Source organism: Streptomyces sp. NPDC026246, from assembly GCF_055567995.1.
In genome coordinates this window covers 741,337-760,477 of sequence record NZ_JBVHPJ010000003.1, presented here as the reverse complement: position 1 = coordinate 760,477, position 19,141 = coordinate 741,337, and the positions used below count along the sequence as shown (strand labels likewise).

The window sequence follows — 19,141 nt, the reverse complement described above, 5'->3', positions numbered from 1 at the left end:
CCTCTCAGCCTCCGTCGGCCAGAGTCGAAGACATCGAAAACGAAACGACTCGGGAGGAACCCGCATGAAGCGCAACATCGTGATCGCCGCCGTGACCGCCGCCGCTCTGATCGGAGGCGGTACGGCCACGGCCCTCGCGACCACGGGCGACGACGACGGCCCGGCGCGCCAGACGGCGAACACCCGGGTGTCGGACGACGACGGCCGCGACGACCGGGACGACGCCGAGCAGGTCGCCGACGCGGACGTCACGGCGGCCGAGGCCATCGCCTCCGCGCTGAAGCACACCCCGGGCACGGCCGTCTCCGCGGAACTGGACGACGAGGACGACTCCGGCAAGGCGGTGTGGCAGGTCGACGTGCTGTCCGGCGACGACACCTGGCGCAGCGTGAGCGTCGACCCGTCCAGCGGCAAGGTCCTCGGCGCGCACAAGGACGACGAGGACGACACGGCGCAGGTGCGGGCCGCGCTGAAGGGCTCCGCCGTGACCGCCGAGGAGGCGGCGAAGGCCGCGGCCGGCAAGGGCGTCGTGACGTCCGTCGACCTCGACGACGACGGCAAGGGCCAGACCTGGGAGGCCGAGACCCGCAAGCAGGGCGGCACCGAGCAGGACTGGAAGATCGGCCTCGACACGGCGAAGGTCACGCCGGACCACTCGGACACCCAGGACGACACGGACGACGACCAGGACTGACCACTCCCCCGGCGCCCACAGTCGCGCCGGGGCACGGCACGACAGGAGCGCAGCCGGACCGGCTGCGCTCCTGTCGTGGCAGCCGAAACCCACCCGCACCCGCACCCGCAGGGACGGCGCAAGGGGCCGTGTCGGGGGGTGTCCGCCCGCAGCTGGTTGGCGCGTCGACGAACAGTCAGTCGGCACGCACGTCGATCGCGCCGTTCCGAGGACGGACACCCCCCGGCGCGGCCCCGACCCACCACCCACGGTCGGGCGCCACACCCCCGGAGCAGCCGGGCGCCCGGCGCCCGGCTCAGCTCAGCCCTCCGTCAGCCCCGCCACCAGCTCGTCGGCCGCCCGGTAGGGATCCAGCTCGCCCGCCACGATCCGCTCCGCGAGGGCCCCCAGGCGCCGGTCCCCGTGCAGGTCCCCGATCCGCTCGCGCAGAGCCGTCACCGCGATCGTCTCGACCTCGCGCGCGGCCCGGGAGAGACGCCGCTCCGCGAGCACTCCCCGCTCCTCCATCCAGGCCCGGTGCTTCTCCAGCGCCTCGACGACCTCGTCCACGCCCTCCCCCCGCGCGGCGACCGTCTTCACGATCGGCGGGCGCCAGTCCCCCGGCCCCCGCGACTCCCCCAGCCCCAGCATGTGGTTCAGCTCGCGGGCCGTCGCGTCCGCGCCGTCCCGGTCCGCCTTGTTCACGACGTACACGTCGCCGATCTCCAGGATCCCGGCCTTGGCCGCCTGGATGCCGTCGCCCATGCCGGGCGCCAGCAGCACCACCGAGGTGTCCGCCTGCGAGGCGATCTCCACCTCCGACTGCCCGACCCCCACCGTCTCGACGAGGATCACGTCGCACCCGGCGGCGTCCAGCACCCGGATCGCCTGCGGCGCGGCCCACGCCAGCCCCCCCAGGTGCCCGCGCGTCGCCATCGACCTGATGTACACACCCGGGTCGGACGCGTGATCCGACATCCGCACACGGTCGCCGAGCAGCGCGCCGCCCGAGAACGGGGAGGACGGGTCGACGGCGAGCACACCGACCCGCCTGCCCTGCTTGCGGTAGGCGCTGACCAGCGCCGAGGTCGACGTCGACTTGCCGACACCCGGCGACCCGGTCAGGCCCACCACGTACGCGCCGCCGGTCAGGGGCGCCAGCGCCTCCATGACCTCCCGCAGCTGCGGGGACGCCCCCTCCACCAGGGAGATCAGCCGGGCCACGGCCCGGGGCCGACCTTCCCTGGCCTGGGCCACCAACGTGGAGACGTCCTGCATCACAGCTCCGTTCAGATCAGGGACGTACCGAAACTCAGGCCTTGGGCACGCGCACGATCAGCGCGTCACCCTGGCCTCCGCCACCGCACAGCGCGGCCGCGCCCACACCGCCGCCGCGCCGCTTCAGCTCCAGCGCAAGATGCAGCACCAGCCGCGCGCCGGACATCCCGATCGGGTGACCCAGGGCAATGGCACCGCCGTTGACATTCACCTTTTCGGTGGACACTCCGAGGTCCTTCATGGACTGCACGGCCACCGCCGCGAACGCCTCGTTGATCTCGACGAGGTCGAGGTCGGAAACCTCCAGCCCTTCCTTCTTCAGCGCGTGCAGGATCGCGTTGGACGGCTGCGACTGCAGCGAGTTGTCCGGACCGGCCACGTTGCCGTGCGCCCCGATCTCGGCGATCCACTCCAGGCCGAGCTCCTGCGCCTTGGCCTTGCTCATCACGACGACGGCGGCGGCGCCGTCCGAGATCTGCGAGGCGGAACCGGCCGTGATCGTGCCGTCCTTGGCGAAGGCGGGACGCAGCTTGCCGAGCGACTCCGCGGTCGTGTCGCCGCGGATGCCCTCGTCCTTGCCGAACAGCACCGGGTCGCCCTTGCGCTGCGGGATCTCGACGGGCGTGATCTCGGCGTCGAACAGGCCGTTCTTCTGCGCGGCGGCGGCCCGCTGGTGCGACAGCGCGGCGATCTCGTCCTGCTCGGCCCGGCCGATGCCGAGGCGGGTGTTGTGCTTCTCGGTGGACTCGCCCATGGCGACGCCGTCGAAGGAGTCGGTCAGCCCGTCGTGCGCCATGGAGTCCAGCATCTGGATGGCGCCGTACTTGTACCCCTCGCGGGACTTGGGCAGCAGGTGCGGGGCGTTGGTCATCGACTCCTGGCCGCCGGCGACGATCACGTCGAACTCACCCGCGCGGATGAGCTGGTCGGCGAGCGCGATGGCGTCGAGGCCGGAGAGGCAGACCTTGTTGATGGTCAGCGCCGGCACGTTCATCGGGATGCCGGCCTTGACCGCGGCCTGGCGGGCCGGGATCTGCCCCGCCCCGGCCTGGAGCACCTGGCCCATGATCACGTACTGCACCTGGTCGCCGCCGATCCCCGCACGGTCGAGGGCGGCCTTGATCGCGAATCCGCCGAGGTCGGCTCCGGAGAAGGACTTCAGGGAGCCCAGCAGCCGTCCCATGGGCGTACGCGCCCCCGAGACGATCACCGAGCTGGTCGTTGCAGAAGACATGAGCTGCGATCCCCTTACCGGCTGCACAGCCGAGGAGTGAACGAGGGTTTACTTCGAATGTACTGAGTGGCACTCCGTGCCGTCATCGGGCCGTCGGTGTGATCGCGCGCACGTTGCGTAACCACCTCCGGGGCGCTGCACTGAACTCATGCTGACGCGAATCGACCACATCGGGATCGCCTGTTTCGACCTGGACAAGACCGTCGAGTTCTACCGTGCCACCTACGGCTTCGAGGTCTTCCACTCCGAGGTCAACGAGGAGCAGGGCGTGCGCGAGGCCATGCTCAAGATCAACGAGACGTCCGACGGGGGCGCCACCTACCTGCAGCTCCTGGAGCCCACCCGGGAGGACTCCACCGTCGCGAAGTGGCTCGCGAAGAACGGCGAGGGCGTCCACCACATCGCCTTCGGCACCGCGGACGTCGACGCGGACGCCGCCGACATCAAGGACAAGGGCGTGCGCGTGCTGTACGAAGAGCCCCGGCGCGGTTCCATGGGGTCACGGATCACCTTCCTGCACCCCAAGGACTGTCATGGCGTACTGACAGAACTGGTCACTTCGGCGCCCGTTGAGTCACCTGAGCACTGACCCTCGTACATAGGGGCCGGTAGGGTTGGGTGCGGTCGCCGCTCAGCCAGGGTGACCGCGGTCCCGCCGTGCGACGGCAGGACCACCGGGGTCCGGGTTTCGGGGGACGAGCGTCGGGGCAGCAGCCTCTGCTCCGCCGATGATCTGACACCATTCCCCGGGGGCCCCGTTCGGCGGATGGACGGAGCTCGTACGGAAAGAGTTTCGACCAGGGGACGGATGGGACCGCGCAGTGCGGGGCTACGAGAGCCAGGAGCGAGAGCCGGCGGCTGACGTCGACCACCTCTCTCGGTTCGAAGCCGAGATGAAGCGGCTGAAGACCGAGCGGGAAAAGGCGATCCAGCACGCCGAGGACCTCGGCTACCAGGTCGAGGTACTGCGCGCCAAGCTGCACGAGGCGCGGCGCACCATCATGACCCGGCCCTCCTTCGACGGGGGCGACATCGGCTGGCAGGCCGAGCAGTTGCTGCGCAACGCGCAGATGCAGGCCGACCAGATCCGCACGGACGCCGAGCGGGAACTGAGCGAGGCCCGGGCCCAGACTCAGCGGATCCTGCAGGAGCACGCCGAGCAGGCGGCCCGCCTCCAGGCGGAGCTGCACCAGGAGGCGGTCACCCGCCGCCAGCAGCTGGACCAGGAGCTGGCCGAGCGCCGCCAGACGGTCGAGTCGCACGTCAACGAGAACGTGGCGTGGGCCGAGCAGCTGCGCGCCCGCACCGAGCAGCAGGCCCGCCGGCTGCTGGAGGAGTCCCGCGCGGAGGCCGAGCAGTCCCTGGCCGCCGCCCGCGCGGAGGCCGAGCGGCTGGCCACCGAGGCCCGGCAGCGGCTGACCAGCGCGGCCGAGGAGGCCCGGGCGGAGGCCGAGCAGATCCTGCGGCGGGCCCGCACGGACGCCGAGCGGCTGCTGAACGCCGCCTCCACGCAGGCCCAGGAGGCCACCGACCACGCCGAGCAGCTGCGCACCTCCACCGTCTCGGAGTCGGAGTCCGCGCGCCGCGAGGCCCAGGAGCTCACCAAGGCCGCCGAGCGGCGGATGGCCGAGGCCGAGGAGGCGCTGCGCAAGGCGCAGTCCGAGTCGGAGAAGCTCGTCTCGGAGGCCGAGGAGGCCGCCGCCAAGGCCCTGGCGAGCGCCGAGTCGGCCAACGAGACGCGGACGCGCACCGCCAAGGAGCAGGTCGCCCGGCTGGTCGAGGAGGCCACGAAGGAGGCCGAGAGCACCAAGTCCGAGGCGGAGCAGATCGTCGCGGACGCCCGGGCCGAGGCCGAGAAGATCGTCGCGGAGGCCGCCGAGAAGGCGCGCACGCTCACGGCCGAGGAGACGGCGACCCAGCTGTCCAAGGCGGCCCGTACGGCCGAGGAGGTCCTCAACAAGGCGTCGGAGGACGCCAAGAAGACCACCAAGGCCGCGGCCGAGGAGGCCGAGCGGATCCGCAAGGAGGCCGAGGCCGAGGCGGACCGGCTGCGGGCCGAGGCGCACGACATCGCCGAGGAGCTCAAGGGCGCGGCGAAGGACGACACCAAGGAGTACCGCGCCAAGACGGTCGAGCTGCAGGAGGAGGCCCGCCGGCTGCGGGGCGAGGCCGAGCAGCTCCGGGCGGACGCCGTCGAGGAGGGCGAGAAGATCCGCGCCGAGGCCCGCAAGGAGGCCGTGGCGCAGATCGAGGAGGCGGCGAAGTCCGCCGAGGAGCTGCTCGCCAAGGCCAAAGCCGACGCGGACGAGCTGCGCACCACGGCCCAGGCCGACAGCGAGAAGGTCCGCACCGAGGCCATCGAGCGGGCGACGACGTTGCGCCGGCAGGCGGAGGAGACCCTCCAGCGCACCCGGCAGGAGGCCGAACGGCACCGCGAGGAGGTCGTCGAGCAGGCCGAGGCCCTCAAGGCGGAGGCCGAGCGCGCGGCGCTGGAGCTGCACGAGGAGACCGAGCGGGCCATAGAGGTCCGCCGGGCGGAGGCCGCCGCGGAGCTGACACGGCTCCAGACGGAGGCGGAGGAGCGGCTGACGGCCGCCGAGCAGGCGCTGTCGGAGGCCCGGGAGGAGGCCGCGCGGATCCGCCGCGAGGCCGCCGAGGAGAACGAGCGGCTGCGCGCCGAGGCCGCCGAGCGCATCCGCACGCTGCGGCAGCAGGCAGAGACGGAGGCCGAGCGGCTGCGGGACGAGGCCGCGTCGGACGCGTCCGCCGCGCGTGCCGAGGGCGAGGCCGTCGCCGTACGGCTGCGCACGGAGGCCGCGACCGAGGCCGAGCGGCTGAAGTCGGAGGCGCAGGAGAGCGCCGACCGGATGCGCGCGGAGGCGCAGGCCGCCGCCGAGCGGCTGGCCGCGGAGGCGTCCGAGACGCTGGCCGCCGCCCAGGAGGAGGCCAACCGCCGCCGCCGCGAGGCCGAGGAACTCCTCGGCAGCGCCCGGCAGGAGGCCGACCAGGAGCGCGAGCGGGCCCGCGAGCAGAGCGAGGAGCTGCTGGCCTCGGCGCGCAAGCGCGTGGAGGAGGCCCAGGCCGAGGCCGTGCGACTGGTCGAGGAGGCCGACCGGCGGGCCACGGAGATGGTGTCCGCCGCCGAGCAGCACGCGCAGCAGGTCCGCGACTCCGTCGCGGGGCTGCACGAGCAGGCCCAGGAGGAGATCACCGGACTGCGCAGCGCCGCCGAGCACGCGGCGGAGCGCACCCGGCGCGAGGCCCAGGAGGAGGCGGACCGGGTCCGCGGCGACGCCTACGCGGAGCGCGAGCGGGCGAGCGAGGACGCGAGCCGGCTGCGGCGCGAGGCGCACGAGGAGTCCGAGGCCGCCAAGGCGCTCGCCGAGCGGACGATGTCCGAGGCGATCAGCGAGGCGGAGCGGATCCGCGCGGATGTCGCCGAGCACGCCCAGCGGGTGCGCACGGAGGCGTCCGACGCGATCGCCGAGGCGGAGCAGAGCGCCTCGCGCACCCGGGCCGACGCCCGTGAGGACGCCAACCGCATCCGCTCGGACGCGGCGACGCAGGCGGACACCCTCATCACCGAGGCACGCAGCGAGGCGGAGCGGCTCACCACGGAGACGGTCCGGGAGACCGACCGGCTGCGCATGGAGACGGTCACCGAGGCGGAGCGGGTGCGCACCGAGGCGCTCGCCGAGGCCGAGCGCGTGGGCGCGGAGGCTGCCGGGGAGGCCGACCGGCTCCTCGCGGAGGCCACCGGTGAGGCGGAGCGGCTGCGGGCCGAGGCCGCCGAGACGGTCGGTTCGGCGCAGCAGCACGCGGAGCGGATCCGCACCGAGGCCGAGCGCGTCAAGTCGCAGGCGCGGGCGGAGGCCGAGCGGGTCGTCGCCGACGCGCGCGAGGAGGCCGACCGCACGCTGGACGAGGCCCGCAAGGACGCCAACAAGCGGCGCTCCGAGGCGGCCGAGCAGGTCGACAAGCTCATCAACGAGACCACGGCCGAGGCGGACAAGCTGCTCACCGAGGCGCAGCAGCAGGCGCACAAGACCACCGCCGAGGCCGAGGCACAGGCCGACACGATGGTGGGCGCGGCCCGCACGGAGGCCGACCGGCTGGTGTCCGAGGCGACGGTCGAGGGCAACTCGCTGGTGGAGAAGGCCCGTACGGACGCCGACGAGCTGCTGGTCGGCGCGCGCCGGGACGCCACGCAGATAAGGGAGCGCGCCGAGGAGCTGCGCGACCGCATCACCGCGGAGATCGAGGAGCTGCACGCGCGGGCCCGCCGGGAGTCGGCCGAGGCGATGAAGACGGCGGGCGACCGCTGCGACGCCCTGGTCAAGTCGGCCGAGGAGCAGCTGGCGAAGGCACAGGCGAAGGCCAAGGAGATCGTGTCGGAGGCCAATTCCGAGGCGGGCAAGGTGCGCATCGCCGCGGTGAAGAAGGCCGAGGGGCTGCTCAAGGAGGCCGAGCAGAAGAAGTCGACGCTGGTCCGGGAGGCCGAGGAACTCAAGGCCGAGGCGGTCCGCGAGGCCAAGCGCACGGTCGAGGAGGGCAAGCGCGAGCTGGAGGTGCTGGTCCGCCGCCGCGAGGACATCAACGCCGAGATCTCCCGTGTCCAGGACGTGCTGGAGGCGTTGGAGTCCTTCGAGGCTCCGGCCGGTGCGAAGGACAGCGGGGTCAAGGCGGGCGCGACGGTCGGCGCGCCCCGATCGGGTGGCAAGTCCTCGGACGGCTAGGCGTCCGGAGCGAGCCGGAAGGACCGATTCCGGGGACATCGAGCGGCTTTGACCGGGTTCTGGCAAGCGATCCGCCGCTTAGCCACTCAAAAGGGGTCTCATTTTCCGGTTCAAACGCGCATCCGCTCGATGACACACCGTTCCGGCCCCTAGGATTCCACCTATCACCTCACCGGTCTCATTCGACAGGAACCCCATGAGCGACACTTCCCCCTACGGCTTCGAGCTTGTGCGGCGTGGGTACGACCGCGCTCAGGTGGACGAACGTATCTCCAAGCTCGTCTCCGACCGTGACAGCGCTCTCGCCCGCATCACCGCTCTGGAAAAGCGCATCGAAGAGCTCCACCTCGAGACGCAGAACGCCCAGGCCCAGATCACCGACGCCGAGCCGTCGTACGCGGGTCTCGGTGCGCGCGTGGAGAAGATCCTCCGCCTCGCCGAGGAGGAGGCGAAGGACCTGCGCGAGGAGGCCCGGCGCGCGGCCGAGCAGCACCGCGAGCTCGCCGAGTCGGCGGCCCAGCAGGTGCGCAACGACGCCGAGTCGTACTCGGCCGACCGCAAGGCCAAGGCCGAGGACGAGGGCCTGCGGATCGTCGAGAAGGCCAAGAGCGACGCCGCCCAGCTGCGCTCCGAGGCGCAGAAGGACGCGCAGTCCAAGCGCGAGGAGGCCGACGCCCTCTTCGAGGAGACCCGCGCCAAGGCCGCGCAGGCCGCCGCCGACTTCGAGACGAACCTCGCCAAGCGCCGCGAGCAGTCCGAGCGCGACCTGGCGTCGCGTCAGGCCAAGGCCGAGAAGCGCCTCGCCGAGATCGAGCACCGCGCCGAGCAGCTGCGCCTGGAGGCCGAGAAGCTCCGCACGGACGCCGAGCGCCGCGCACGCCAGACCGTCGAGACGGCCCAGCGCCAGGCCGAGGACATCGTGGCCGACGCCAACGCCAAGGCCGACCGCATCCGCTCGGAATCCGAGCGCGAGCTGGCGGCGCTGACGAACCGTCGCGACTCCATCAACGCGCAGCTGACGAACGTCCGCGAGATGCTCGCGACGCTCACCGGCGCCGCGGTGGCCGCAGCGGGCACGCCGGCCGAGGACGAGCCCATCTCCCGTGGGGTCCCGGCCCAGCAGTCCCGGTAACAGCCCGGCATACGGAAGCTGAACCTCCGCAAAGCCCTCTGCCGCCCGGGTGGCAGAGGGCTTTGCCGCGCTCTAGCGTGGCGGTCATGATTGAGCTGGAGGGGCTGACCAAGCGTTACGGCGAGAAGGTGGCGGTCAACAACCTGTCGTTCACCGTGAGACCGGGCATCGTCACCGGCTTCCTCGGGCCGAACGGCGCGGGCAAGTCCACCACCATGCGGATGATCCTGGGCCTGGACCACCCGACCGCCGGCGGCGTCCGGATCGACGGCAAGCGGTACCACCAGCTCACGGACCCGCTGACCTGTATCGGCGCCCTGCTGGAGGCCAAGGCCTGGCACGGCGGGCGCACCGCCTACAACCACCTGTTGTGCCTCGCGCAGAGCAACGGCATCCCGCGCGCCCGGGTCGGTGAGGTGCTGCAGACGGTCGGGCTGACCGGCGTCGCGAAGAAGAAGACCAAGGGCTTCTCCATGGGCATGGGCCAGCGGCTCGGCATCGCCGCCGCGCTGCTCGGCGACCCGCGGATCCTGATGTTCGACGAGCCGGTCAACGGCCTCGACCCGGAGGGCATCCACTGGATCCGCACCCTGATGAAGTCGCTCGCCGCCCAGGGCCGGACCGTGTTCGTCTCCTCCCACCTGATGAGCGAGATGGCCCTGACGGCCGACCACCTCGTCGTCATCGGGCAGGGGCGGCTGCTCGCGGACACCTCCATGGCCGACTTCATCGACCGCAACTCGCGTTCGTACGTCCGGGTGCGCAGTCCGCAGCGGGAGCGGCTGCTCGATGTGCTGCACCAGGCCGGGGTGGTGGCCGTGGAGAGCGGTGAGGGCGTGCTGGAGGTGGACGGCGGCAAGGCCGAGCAGATCGGCGAGCTGGCGGCACAGCACCGGATCACCCTGCACGAGCTGAGTGCGCAACAGGCGTCCCTGGAGGAGGCGTTCATGCGGCTGACGGCGGAGTCGGTGGAGTACCACGCGCACAGCGGAACGGGCGCCGAGGCGCCACCACCGCCCCCGCAGCAACAGCAGCAGTGGGGCGACAGCTGGAAGAGGGGCTGAGCATGGCGGTGACACAGGTCGTACGGTCGGAGTGGACCAAGATCCGGTCGGTGGCGTCCACGGTGTGGACGCTGTCGCTCGTGGTGGTCGTGACGGTCGCCCTCGGCATGCTGATCTCGGCCCTGTCGAAGAGCGAGTTCGACTCGATGAACGCGCAGGACCGGGCGGAGTTCGACCCGACGTTCATCAGCTTCGCGGGGATGAGCCTCGGACAGCTGGCGATGATCGTCTTCGGTGTGCTGGTGGTGTCGAACGAGTACAGCACCGGCATGATCCGCACCTCGCTGGCGGCGGTGCCCCGGCGCGGCGCCTTCCTGTTCAGCAAGATCGCGGTGGCCACGGCTCTCGCCCTGCTGGTCGGGCTAGTCACCAGCTTCGCCGCGTTCTTCCTCGGCCAGGCGATGCTGGGCGGGCACCGGGCGGAGATCGGCGATCCCGGGGTGCTGCGGGCGGTGTTCGGCGGGGGCCTCTACATGGCGCTGATCGCGATGTTCTCCATGGGTGTCGCCGCGATGCTGCGCTCGCCGATGCTGTCGCTGGGCATCCTGATGCCGTTCTTCTTCCTCATCTCCAACATCCTGGGCAACGTCGAGGCGACGAAGAAGGTCGGCCGGTTCCTGCCCGACCAGGCGGGCAGCAAGATCATGCAGGTGGTCCCGCCCATCGGCGACGACACGCCGTACGGCCCGTGGGGCGGGCTCGGGATCATGGCGCTGTGGGTGCTGGCGGCCCTGGCCGGGGGGTACCTGCTGCTGAGGAAACGGGACGCCTAGCGGTTCGGATGCCGCCGACCTTTACCTGCTCTTGGGCGGAACCGTCAGCGCCTGGATATCCTCCTAACCCTTACGGGGGCGTGTGCCCCGCTGTCCTGAACCTTGCGATGGGTGCGGAGCATGATCGAAGCAGTCGGCCTGACGAAGCGCTACGGCGACAAGACCGCTGTGTACAACCTTTCCTTCCAGGTGCGGCCCGGAGCCGTGACCGGCTTCCTGGGCCCGAACGGCTCCGGCAAGTCGACGACCATGCGCATGATCCTCGGTCTGGACAACCCGACGGCCGGGCACGTGACGATCGGCGGCTTCCCCTACCGCAGGCTGCCCAACGCGGCTCGGCACGTCGGCGCCCTGCTGGACGCCAAGGCCGTGCACGGCGGCCGCTCCGCCCGCAACCACCTGCTGTCCCTGGCCCAGCTGTCGGGCATCCCGGCCCGCCGGGTGGACGAGGTGCTGGGGGTCGTCGGTCTCCAGGACGTGGCCAAGCGGCGGTCCAAGGGCTTCTCCCTCGGCATGGGGCAGCGGCTCGGCATCGCCGCGGCGCTGCTCGGCGACCCGCAGGTGCTGCTGTTCGACGAGCCGGTCAACGGTCTCGACCCGGAGGGCATCCTCTGGGTGCGCAACCTGATGAAGGCCCTGGCCGCCGAGGGCCGCACGGTCTTCGTCTCCTCGCACCTGATGAGCGAGATGGCGCTGACCGCCGACCACCTCATCGTCATCGGCCGCGGGCAGCTGCTCGCCGACATGAGCGTCACGGCCTTCATCTCGGCGAACTCCGCCGACTTCGCCCGGGTGCGCACGCCCGACAGCGAGCCGCAGCACCGCGAGAAGCTGTCGGCCGCGCTCACCGAGTCCGGCGGCCACGTGCTGCCGGAGCAGGACGGCGCGCTGCGTGTGACCGGGCTGCCGCTCCCCCGCATCAGCGACATCGCGCACGAGCACGACGTACGCCTGTGGGAGCTCTCGCCGCACCAGGCGTCCCTGGAGGAGGCGTACATGCGGATGACGCAGGGCGCCGTCGACTACCGGTCGACCACCGACCAGAAGGAAGGGCTCCAGCAGCCGCTGCCGCCCGGCGCGCAGCCGCCCATGCCGGTGCCCGGTCAGGGCCAGCCCGGCTGGTACGCCCCGCCGCCGCCCCAGCCGGGCGGTCCGCTGCCGGCCCCGCCGCAGGGCGCGCCGATCCCCTCCGGCGCGTACGGCGCTCCCCAGGGCGCCTTCGCCCCGGACCCGGCCAACCCGTACGCCCAGCCCGCGCCGCAGGGCTTCGCCCCGCCGGCCCAGCAGGTCCCCGCGGGCCCGGCCGCGGGTGCGCCCGCCGCGCCCCTGACCCCGCCGTCCTCCGCGGGCCGGGCTCCCTCCGCCGGCGCCCCGTCCGCGCCCACGGCCGCCCAGGCGCCCGCCGCGGCACCGGCCCCCGCGGACAGCCCGCCGGCGACTCCGTCCGCGCCCGCCGCCGCTCCGACCACCGACCTGACCAAGCCCGAGGACGCCCGATGAGCAGCCCCCAGCCCCAGATGCCGCAGGCCGAGCCCGCCTGGCACGCGGCGCCCGGCACGCCGTTCCCCGCCGGCCCGGCGCAGCCCGGCTACACCTCGCCGATCCCGGTCGTCCGCACGCACCTGCTGCACGCGATCGCCTCCGAGTGGACGAAGATCCGGTCGGTGCGCTCCACGCTGTGGACGCTGGGCGTGTTCGTCCTGCTCGTCGTCGGCATCGGCACACTGACCGGCGTCATCGTGGCCCAGTCCGACCCGGCCCTCAGCGGCGAGAGCCCGCTCGGGCTGGGCTTCTTCGGGGTGCTCCTCGGCAGCATGTGCCTCATGACGCTGGGCGTGCTGACCACGGCCTCGGAGTACGGCACCGGGATGATCCGCACCACGATGGTCGCCTGCCCGAGCCGCGGCCGGGTCCTGGCGGCCAAGGGCGTGGTGTTCTTCCTGGTCGCCTTCGTGGTGACGCTGGTCTCGGCGTCCCTGGTGGCCTTCCTGCACGTGGCGCTGCTGGAGGGCGACGGCGCCCGGACCCCCTCCGGCGGCGAGTGGCTCAAGGCCACCGTCGGCATCTCGGTCTACGTCGCCCTGCTGGGCCTGCTCTCGCTGGCCGTCGGCTCGATCATCCGCCACTCGGCCGGTGCCATCACGATCATGATCGGTGCCGTGCTCGCCCCGCTGGTGATCGCCCTGTTCATGTTCTCGGAGTCGCTGCAGGGAGTGCGCGACGCCCTGTTCGAGTACTCGATCCCGAACCAGCTCAGCATCTTCTACTCCAACTCCCTCAGCTCGTCCGGCCCGTCCGGCTGGGACCCGCTGTGGATCATCCTGGGCGCCACGGCCGTCGCGTTCGCCGCCGCCTTCGCGCTGCTGGAGAAGCGGGACGTCTGAGCCCGGTTCAGAACCTCGGCGCGTTACGGGACCGCCGCACCCCCGGGGTGCGGCGGTCCCGCGCGTTCCAGCAGGCCTTGTGCCAGTGCCGGCGGTCGTCGACGCCCGCGTGCTCGGACCAGGCCACCACGTGCGGCACCCCGTCCGGGATCAGCTGGTCGCAGCCCGGGCAGCGGTAGGACTTGCCCTGCGCGCTCGCCCCGGCCACGTGCCGCACGCTCCAGCTCTCGCCCCGCCAGTCCTCGGAGGACTGCCAGCCGCCGTAGCGGCCGCCGTCGTCCTCGGAGGTCCGGCCGAACGATCCGGCGCCCTTGGCTCGGTTGCGACGCGGGGACACGGGACACCTCTCGGGTCTATACAGGAAGCACGGGCCGCGTCCAGCCTACGCGGCGCGGGGGCGGGTGGACGTACGCCACCGGTCGTCACAAGTCCCCCCGCGAGCGGGGCGGGCGGCCCGCCCGGACGCGCCGCGCGACCGCTCGCGATCCCCCGCGCGGCCGCTCATTGGGCAGACAATCCGCAAAACACTCCGCCCGGCCGTGTCCTCGGCACGTGTCGGACGGTTATGCGCTGTGGGGGAGCTCCGCGTCGGAGCCAAGGAAGCAGGAAAGCAATGCGCGTTGGAAGTTTCGTGCTGGGGGCCCGGTTCCCCGGCCAGGGCGAGGGAGAGGCGCTGCACCGCGCGGTCCGCTCGGCCGAGGTGGCCGAGGAGGCCGGGCTCGACACGGTCTGGCTGGCCGAGCACCACTTCGTGCCGTACGGCACCTGCCCGTCGGCCGTCACCCTGGCCGCGCTGCTGCTGGGCCGCACCCGCCGGATCCGGGTCGGCACGGCGGTCAGCGTCCTGCCCACCGCCCACCCCGTGGCCCTGGGCGAGCAGGCGGCGCTGCTGCACCACACGAGCGGTGGCCGCTTCACCCTCGGCGTCGGCCGGGGCGGCCCGTGGATCGACCTGGAGGTCTTCGGGGCCGGCCTGGAGGCCTACGAGACGGGGTTCCCGGAGTCCCTCGACGTCCTGGTGCGCTGGCTGCGCGAGCCGTCCGTGTCGGCCGACGGGGAGCGGTTCCGCTTCCGCGAGGTCCCGGTCGTGCCCCGGCCGTCGGAGGCCCTGACCGACGTGGCGGGTCCCGAGCTGGTCGTCGCGTGCACCTCGCCGAAGTCGGTGCGGCTGGCGGCCGAGCGCGGGCTGCCGATGCTGCTCGGCATGCACGTGGGCGACGAGGAGAAGGCCGAGATGGTCGCGCTGTGGCGGCGGCACGCGCGCGACAGCGGCCGGCCGGCCGAGGAGGTCCTCGCCGCGGCCCATGTGTCGGCCGGCGTCTGCCAGATCGCGGACCGCAGGGCCGACGCGGCGGAGACGCTGATGAAGGCGATGCCGGGCTGGCTGAAGCAGGGTCTGGAGGCGCACGTCACGGTCGACGGGCGCACGCGCCGGATGCGCGACCCCCTGGCGTACACCGAACTGCTCTGCGGGCTGCACCCGGTGGGCACCCCGCGGCTGTGTGCGGACCGGATCGCGGCCACCAGCGAGCGGACCGGCATCTCCCGCTTCGCCCTCCTCGTCGAGGGCTCCGGCGACCTGGCCGCGACGGAGGAGAACGTACGGCGGCTGGGGGCAGAGGTGCTCCCCCAACTCCTCTGAAGGCACGGTGGATCCCGGGCACTTGCCGCTCCGGTACAAAAAGTGCACCTCCCGCGTACGGAGCGGCAAGCGAGCGGCGCTGCGTCAGCAGTCCCGGAATTCGGGGGACTGGTTGAGCACCTGACTGCGGACCGAGGTGAAGCGCGTCAGCTTCTCGTCGACCGAGGAGTCAAGCGGGAACACGGCCACCCGGTGGCAGTTCTGGAAGGCCAGCCGCACACCGAAGTGGCGTTGCAGCGCGCCGCGTATCGCGTCACTCGCAAGCGCGCGCAGCAGCTGGCCGCGCGCCTGCTCGTCCGGCGGAGGCGTCTGGTTGTCGGCGAACGCACCGCCGTCCACCTTCAGCTGGGCCACCAGGGAGCTGATCATCTCCCACGCATAGGGCAGGGAGGTCCGGACGCAGTCGACGAATTCCGCTTCGTCGACCTCGCCTCGCTCGGCCTGTTCGAGTAGGGCCGGTGAGACGTCGAGCGACATGAGTTCTCCTCTCGCACCCCCAACCAGCGGGGGTTGCCTGACGGATGAGGGAGCTCGCGATCCAGACACGCTGCGTACACATATCGCGACCTCCCGCTCATACGGTAAGCACCGGAGCGGGACGGCACCAGGAAAATGCGCAGATGAGACACTCTCGCTGAGCACACCCTGCACACAATCGGCCATTACCGAACACGCGTTTTCCAGGGCGAATCGCGTGGACAGGTGCCCGTCGAGTAGCGTTGCGGACCATGCGTCTCGTCATTGCCCGCTGCTCCGTGGACTACGCCGGGCGGCTCACCGCCCACCTTCCCTCGGCCCCGCGCCTGATTCTGGTGAAGGCGGACGGCAGCGTCTCGATCCACGCCGACGACCGGGCCTACAAGCCCCTGAACTGGATGTCGCCGCCCTGCACCCTCAAAGTGGGCACCGGCGAGGAAGAGGGCGTCTGGACCGTCGTCAACAAGGCGGGCGAGAAGCTCATCATCACGATGGAGGAGGTCCTCCACGACTCCTCGCACGAACTGGGCGTGGATCCCGGCCTGATCAAGGACGGCGTGGAAGCGCACCTCCAGGAGCTGCTCGCCGACCGTATCGAGACACTCGGCGAGGGCTACACGCTGATCCGCCGCGAGTACCCCACGGCCATCGGGCCGGTGGACATCCTCTGCCGGGACGCCGACGGCCGGACGGTCGCCGTGGAGATCAAGCGGCGCGGTGAGATCGACGGTGTCGAGCAGCTGACGCGCTATCTGGAGCTGCTGAACCGCGACCCCCATCTCGCGCCGGTGCGCGGCGTGTTCGCCGCGCAGGAGATCAAGCCCCAGGCCCGCGTCCTCGCCACCGACCGGGGCATCGGCTGCCAGGTCCTCGACTACGACGCGCTGCGCGGCATCGAGGACGACAAGCTGCGGCTGTTCTGACCGCACATCCCGCGCGCACACCCGCGCGACGGCGACACAGGGCCGGGTCCGGCGTACGGACCCGGCCCTGCGTGTGTGCGGGTGTCAGATCACCGACGGGGAGCCGCTCGGCGCGCCACTGCCGCTCGCCGGTGCGCTCATGGTGCTCGCGGGAGCACTGGAGGCGGGACCGCTCGCGGAGTTGGACGTGGAGGGCGAGGACGGCGGCGGGTCGGACGTCGGCGGCTCGGAGGAGGCCGGGGGCTCGGAGGAGGCGGGCGGCTCCGACGTCGGCGGCTTGGAACTGGCCGGCGGCTTCGACGAGGCGGGCGGCTTGGAACCGGCCGGCGGCTTCGACGACGCGGGCGGCTTGGAACCGGCCGGCGGCCTGGAGACGGAAGCGGAACCGCTCGGGTCCGGGGATCCGCTCGGGCCGCCCGTCGGCGTGGGGTCGTCCGAGGTGCCGAGCGTGCCGTCGGGGCCCGGGTCGGTCGGGCGGTTCGCCGCCGGCTCGGTGTCGCCGTCGGCCCCGTCGGCCGGGCGGTCGGCACCCAGGCTGCCGTCGCTCGCGTCCTGACTGGCGGACGGGTTGACGCCCACCCGGTCCGACGGTGAACCGGGGTCGTTGTCGGAGGTGGCGCCGAGGGTCACGACCGTGCCGAGGACGGCGACGAGCAGGGCACCGGCACCGGCGGCCACGAGATTGCGCCGGGCGAGGCCCCCCAGTCCGCCCCGGGCCTTGCGCGAGGGCGCGGGTGTGCTCTGGTGGGTGACGAGCGCCGGGGAGGTGGGCGGCTGGAGCCTCGGGAACGCCGCGGGGGCCGCACCGGCCGGGGGCGTCGACTCCTCCTGCCGGGCCTCGGGCACCTCGTCCGCGACGGCCGGCCCCAGGCTGATCGGGGTGCCGGAGCGGTCGGCGACCAGGGCGAGGGCCCGGCGCCCGGCGACGGTGCCGCGCTTGTCGGAGAGGGCCCCGCGCAGGCCGATGGACGCCTCCAGCTCGGCGCGCGCCCGGTCGAGCCCGCCCTCGCACAGGGCGAGGATGCCGAGCTCGTGGTGGAAGTAGGCCTCCTCGGCCACGTCCCCGGCGAGCCGGGCCGCCTCGGCGCCGGAGCGCAGGGTCCGCTCCCAGGCGCTCCAGTGCAGCCCGGCGGCGAAGGCGGGGGCGGCGGTGCGGGCCAGGTGCACGGCCGCGCTCCGCTCGTCCTCGGCGGGCGGCCGGGTGGCCGGTCCGAGGACGGCCAGGGCGGCGAGGACCGCGTCGGCCTCGGCGCACACCCGCTCGGGCGTGACCGAGGGGTGCCCGGCCCACCAGGAGTAGTGCTGGGCGGCACTGCGAGCGGCGGCCTCGGCCTCCTCGCCGTACCCGGCGGCCTCCAGCTGCGCCTGTACGCCGGCGGCGAGCCGGTAGTGGGAGCCGACCGGGGAGACCAGGCCGCAGGCGGCCAGTTCACCGAGGGCGGCGTCGGCGTGGGTGTCGCCGACCAGGGCGGGCAGGTGGGCCTGGTGCGGGATCTCGCCGCCGAGGGCGACGGCGAAGCGCAGGGTGGCGCGGGCGGAGGCGCTCAGCCGTGCGGCGAGCAGGGGCGCGGGTGCGGCGGCCTCGGCGAGCGAGGGCAGTGGTACGTCGTCCCCGTCGGCCGGGTCGGAGGAGTCGGCAGGGGGCGCGTCCTCGAAGACGCCGAACTCGTCGACGGCGCTGGTGCCGGCGCGCAGCCGGTCGCGCTGGCGGAGCAGGGCGCCGGCCTGCGCGAAGCGCAGCGGCAGGCCCTCGGACTCGAACCAGAGGTCGCCCGCCCAGGTGGCCTCCTCCTCGGTGAGGGGCCGGCCGACGGCGTGCTCCAGCAGCTCCAGACCGTCGGCGCGGTCCAGGCCACCGAGCGTGACCTCCTCCACGCCGGAGTCGCCGGAGGGGTTCGGCACGTCCGGGGTGGCGCCGAACAGGAAGGCGCACTCGGGGGTCGCCTCCAGCAGCTCGTCGAGTGCGGCCCCGCCGAACTCCAGGTCGTCGAGGACGACGACGGCGCCGATCTCGCGGACGTGGGCGAGCAGCCGGTCCCGGTCGGGGCGGTGCAGGGGGGCGCTGTACACGGCCCGGAAGAGGTCGTCCAGCAGGTCGCCGGCGGTGCGGCCGAAGCCGCTGAGGCGGATGACTCCGTCGGGGGCGAGGTCGGAGCAGTCCTCGGCGACGAGGTCGAGCAGACGGGTGCGGCCGGAGCCGCCGGGGCCGGTGAGCCGGACGGAGCGGCCGCGAGCCAGGAGACGGACCAGCTGCTCGCGCTCGTCCTGGCGGGCCAGCAGCGGCAGGTCGGGCTGGGCGGGGCCGGGCGGCACGGGCGGCCGGGACGCGCGCTCGGCCTCGGCGCGCTCGGCGGTGGCGCGTTTCACGGGGGCGGCGGGCCGCTCGGCGGGCGGGCAGACCTCTATCTCGCTGCCGTCGACGGGGTTGACGGTCAGCAGGAAGTCGCCGGAGACCAGCTGCACGGTGCGCGCCAGCGCCGGTGCGTGCTGCCCGAAGTCGGAGGTGAGGGATTCCCTGGGAGGGCGCTGACGCGGCGTCTCGCCGTCGCCGTCGTGGCCGTACTCCTCGGGTCCCCGGTTGTCAGGGTCCATAGGTCATGCCCCCCAGAGGCGTGTGTGTGCTCGGTGAAGCCCCTCCCGGCCTTGCTGCACACCGCGCTGTCGCTTCTGGTCCGGGCCCGCTCGAAGGGTGCAGTGCAGCGGGCAGCCAGACCTTAAACCTTCGCACAGTATCTACGACAGTCCGGGGTGCCGCTCCGTCCATAACGTCATGGTGTCGTGAGGATTGTGCGCGGCGCGCTGCTCGGCGCCGGGGGGCCGGGTCT

Annotated in this window: 15 protein-coding genes; 10 read left to right on the top strand and 5 right to left on the bottom strand. The window is 72.9% G+C overall.

Annotated elements, in window-relative coordinates; translation table 11 throughout:
• The first annotated feature begins 64 nt into the window (after positions 1-64).
• The gene (locus ACZ4M5_RS11695) at positions 65-694 is read left to right on the top strand and encodes a PepSY domain-containing protein (protein ID WP_467735458.1); all 630 of its coding nucleotides are present in this window, start codon (positions 65-67) and stop codon (positions 692-694) included.
• Positions 695-994: 300 nt separating this feature from the next.
• On the opposite strand, the gene meaB is transcribed toward ACZ4M5_RS11695, so the two are convergent.
• Complete coding sequence (gene meaB / locus ACZ4M5_RS11690; protein WP_467735456.1) at positions 995-1,951, bottom strand: methylmalonyl Co-A mutase-associated GTPase MeaB; 957 nt, start codon at positions 1,949-1,951, stop codon at positions 995-997.
• A 34-nt stretch (positions 1,952-1,985) separates the two neighbouring features.
• Positions 1,986-3,185, bottom strand: coding sequence for an acetyl-CoA C-acetyltransferase (locus tag ACZ4M5_RS11685; protein ID WP_467735454.1), 1,200 nt, complete (start codon positions 3,183-3,185; stop codon positions 1,986-1,988).
• A gap of 148 nt (positions 3,186-3,333) precedes the next feature.
• On the opposite strand from ACZ4M5_RS11685, the gene mce reads away from it, so the two are divergent.
• The 7 genes from mce to ACZ4M5_RS11650 all read left to right on the top strand — a co-directional run bounded on the left by mce (position 3,334) and on the right by ACZ4M5_RS11650 (position 13,274).
• Positions 3,334-3,774, top strand: a complete 441-nt coding sequence (gene mce / locus ACZ4M5_RS11680) for a methylmalonyl-CoA epimerase (protein ID WP_333933921.1) — start codon at positions 3,334-3,336, stop codon at positions 3,772-3,774.
• Between the two features lie 232 nt (positions 3,775-4,006).
• On the top strand, positions 4,007-7,921 hold the full coding sequence (gene scy, locus ACZ4M5_RS11675) for a polarized growth protein Scy (RefSeq protein ID WP_467735452.1): 3,915 nt from the start codon (positions 4,007-4,009) through the stop codon (positions 7,919-7,921).
• Between the two features lie 196 nt (positions 7,922-8,117).
• Positions 8,118-9,053 (top strand): coiled-coil domain-containing protein, encoded by a 936-nt coding sequence (locus tag ACZ4M5_RS11670; RefSeq protein ID WP_369193672.1) that lies wholly within the window; start codon positions 8,118-8,120, stop codon positions 9,051-9,053.
• 86 nt (positions 9,054-9,139) lie between these two features.
• Complete coding sequence (locus tag ACZ4M5_RS11665; RefSeq protein ID WP_467735449.1) at positions 9,140-10,117, top strand: ABC transporter ATP-binding protein; 978 nt, start codon at positions 9,140-9,142, stop codon at positions 10,115-10,117.
• 2 nt (positions 10,118-10,119) lie between these two features.
• A complete protein-coding gene (locus ACZ4M5_RS11660) occupies positions 10,120-10,890 on the top strand; it encodes an ABC transporter permease (RefSeq protein WP_467735447.1) in 771 nt (256 codons plus the stop codon).
• A 120-nt stretch (positions 10,891-11,010) separates the two neighbouring features.
• Positions 11,011-12,390: an ABC transporter ATP-binding protein gene (locus ACZ4M5_RS11655; RefSeq protein ID WP_467735445.1), complete on the top strand. Its 1,380-nt coding sequence runs from the start codon at positions 11,011-11,013 to the stop codon at positions 12,388-12,390.
• Complete coding sequence (locus ACZ4M5_RS11650; protein ID WP_467735443.1) at positions 12,387-13,274, top strand: ABC transporter permease; 888 nt, start codon at positions 12,387-12,389, stop codon at positions 13,272-13,274. Before ACZ4M5_RS11655 ends, ACZ4M5_RS11650 begins: the two co-directional genes overlap by 4 nt.
• A gap of 7 nt (positions 13,275-13,281) precedes the next feature.
• On the opposite strand, the gene ACZ4M5_RS11645 is transcribed toward ACZ4M5_RS11650, so the two are convergent.
• Positions 13,282-13,611, bottom strand: a complete 330-nt coding sequence (locus ACZ4M5_RS11645) for an ATP/GTP-binding protein (RefSeq protein WP_467735441.1) — start codon at positions 13,609-13,611, stop codon at positions 13,282-13,284.
• Between the two features lie 276 nt (positions 13,612-13,887).
• Here ACZ4M5_RS11645 and ACZ4M5_RS11640 point away from each other — a divergent pair, with 276 nt between their 5' ends.
• Entirely contained in the window at positions 13,888-14,916 is a 1,029-nt protein-coding gene (locus ACZ4M5_RS11640; RefSeq protein WP_467735439.1) for an LLM class flavin-dependent oxidoreductase, read from the top strand.
• 84 nt (positions 14,917-15,000) lie between these two features.
• Here ACZ4M5_RS11640 and ACZ4M5_RS11635 read toward each other — a convergent pair whose 3' ends face one another.
• Complete coding sequence (locus tag ACZ4M5_RS11635) at positions 15,001-15,393, bottom strand: SCO5389 family protein (RefSeq protein ID WP_369193679.1); 393 nt, start codon at positions 15,391-15,393, stop codon at positions 15,001-15,003.
• A 251-nt stretch (positions 15,394-15,644) separates the two neighbouring features.
• On the opposite strand from ACZ4M5_RS11635, the gene nucS reads away from it, so the two are divergent.
• On the top strand, positions 15,645-16,316 hold the full coding sequence (gene nucS / locus ACZ4M5_RS11630) for an endonuclease NucS (protein WP_398106523.1): 672 nt from the start codon (positions 15,645-15,647) through the stop codon (positions 16,314-16,316).
• A gap of 84 nt (positions 16,317-16,400) precedes the next feature.
• On the opposite strand, the gene ACZ4M5_RS11625 is transcribed toward nucS, so the two are convergent.
• On the bottom strand, positions 16,401-18,908 hold the full coding sequence (locus ACZ4M5_RS11625; protein ID WP_467735436.1) for an ATP-binding protein: 2,508 nt from the start codon (positions 18,906-18,908) through the stop codon (positions 16,401-16,403).
• Between the last annotated feature and the right edge of the window lie 233 nt (positions 18,909-19,141).

Excerpts from the sequence above, each read along its gene's own strand:
- ACZ4M5_RS11655 (WP_467735445.1), top strand. The coding sequence starts at position 11,011 with ATGATCGAAGCAGTCGGCCTGACGAAGCGCTACGGCGACAAGACCGCT.
- ACZ4M5_RS11695 (WP_467735458.1), top strand. The coding sequence starts at position 65 with ATGAAGCGCAACATCGTGATCGCCGCCGTGACCGCCGCCGCTCTGATC.
- ACZ4M5_RS11685 (WP_467735454.1), bottom strand. The coding sequence starts at position 3,185 with ATGTCTTCTGCAACGACCAGCTCGGTGATCGTCTCGGGGGCGCGTACG.
- ACZ4M5_RS11660 (WP_467735447.1), top strand. The coding sequence starts at position 10,120 with ATGGCGGTGACACAGGTCGTACGGTCGGAGTGGACCAAGATCCGGTCG.
- meaB (WP_467735456.1), bottom strand. The coding sequence starts at position 1,951 with ATGCAGGACGTCTCCACGTTGGTGGCCCAGGCCAGGGAAGGTCGGCCC.
- ACZ4M5_RS11635 (WP_369193679.1), bottom strand. The coding sequence starts at position 15,393 with ATGTCGCTCGACGTCTCACCGGCCCTACTCGAACAGGCCGAGCGAGGC.
- mce (WP_333933921.1), top strand. The coding sequence starts at position 3,334 with ATGCTGACGCGAATCGACCACATCGGGATCGCCTGTTTCGACCTGGAC.
- ACZ4M5_RS11625 (WP_467735436.1), bottom strand. The coding sequence starts at position 18,908 with ATGGACCCTGACAACCGGGGACCCGAGGAGTACGGCCACGACGGCGAC.
- ACZ4M5_RS11670 (WP_369193672.1), top strand. The coding sequence starts at position 8,118 with ATGAGCGACACTTCCCCCTACGGCTTCGAGCTTGTGCGGCGTGGGTAC.
- ACZ4M5_RS11640 (WP_467735439.1), top strand. The coding sequence starts at position 13,888 with ATGCGCGTTGGAAGTTTCGTGCTGGGGGCCCGGTTCCCCGGCCAGGGC.
- ACZ4M5_RS11650 (WP_467735443.1), top strand. The coding sequence starts at position 12,387 with ATGAGCAGCCCCCAGCCCCAGATGCCGCAGGCCGAGCCCGCCTGGCAC.
- ACZ4M5_RS11665 (WP_467735449.1), top strand. The coding sequence starts at position 9,140 with ATGATTGAGCTGGAGGGGCTGACCAAGCGTTACGGCGAGAAGGTGGCG.
- nucS (WP_398106523.1), top strand. The coding sequence starts at position 15,645 with ATGCGTCTCGTCATTGCCCGCTGCTCCGTGGACTACGCCGGGCGGCTC.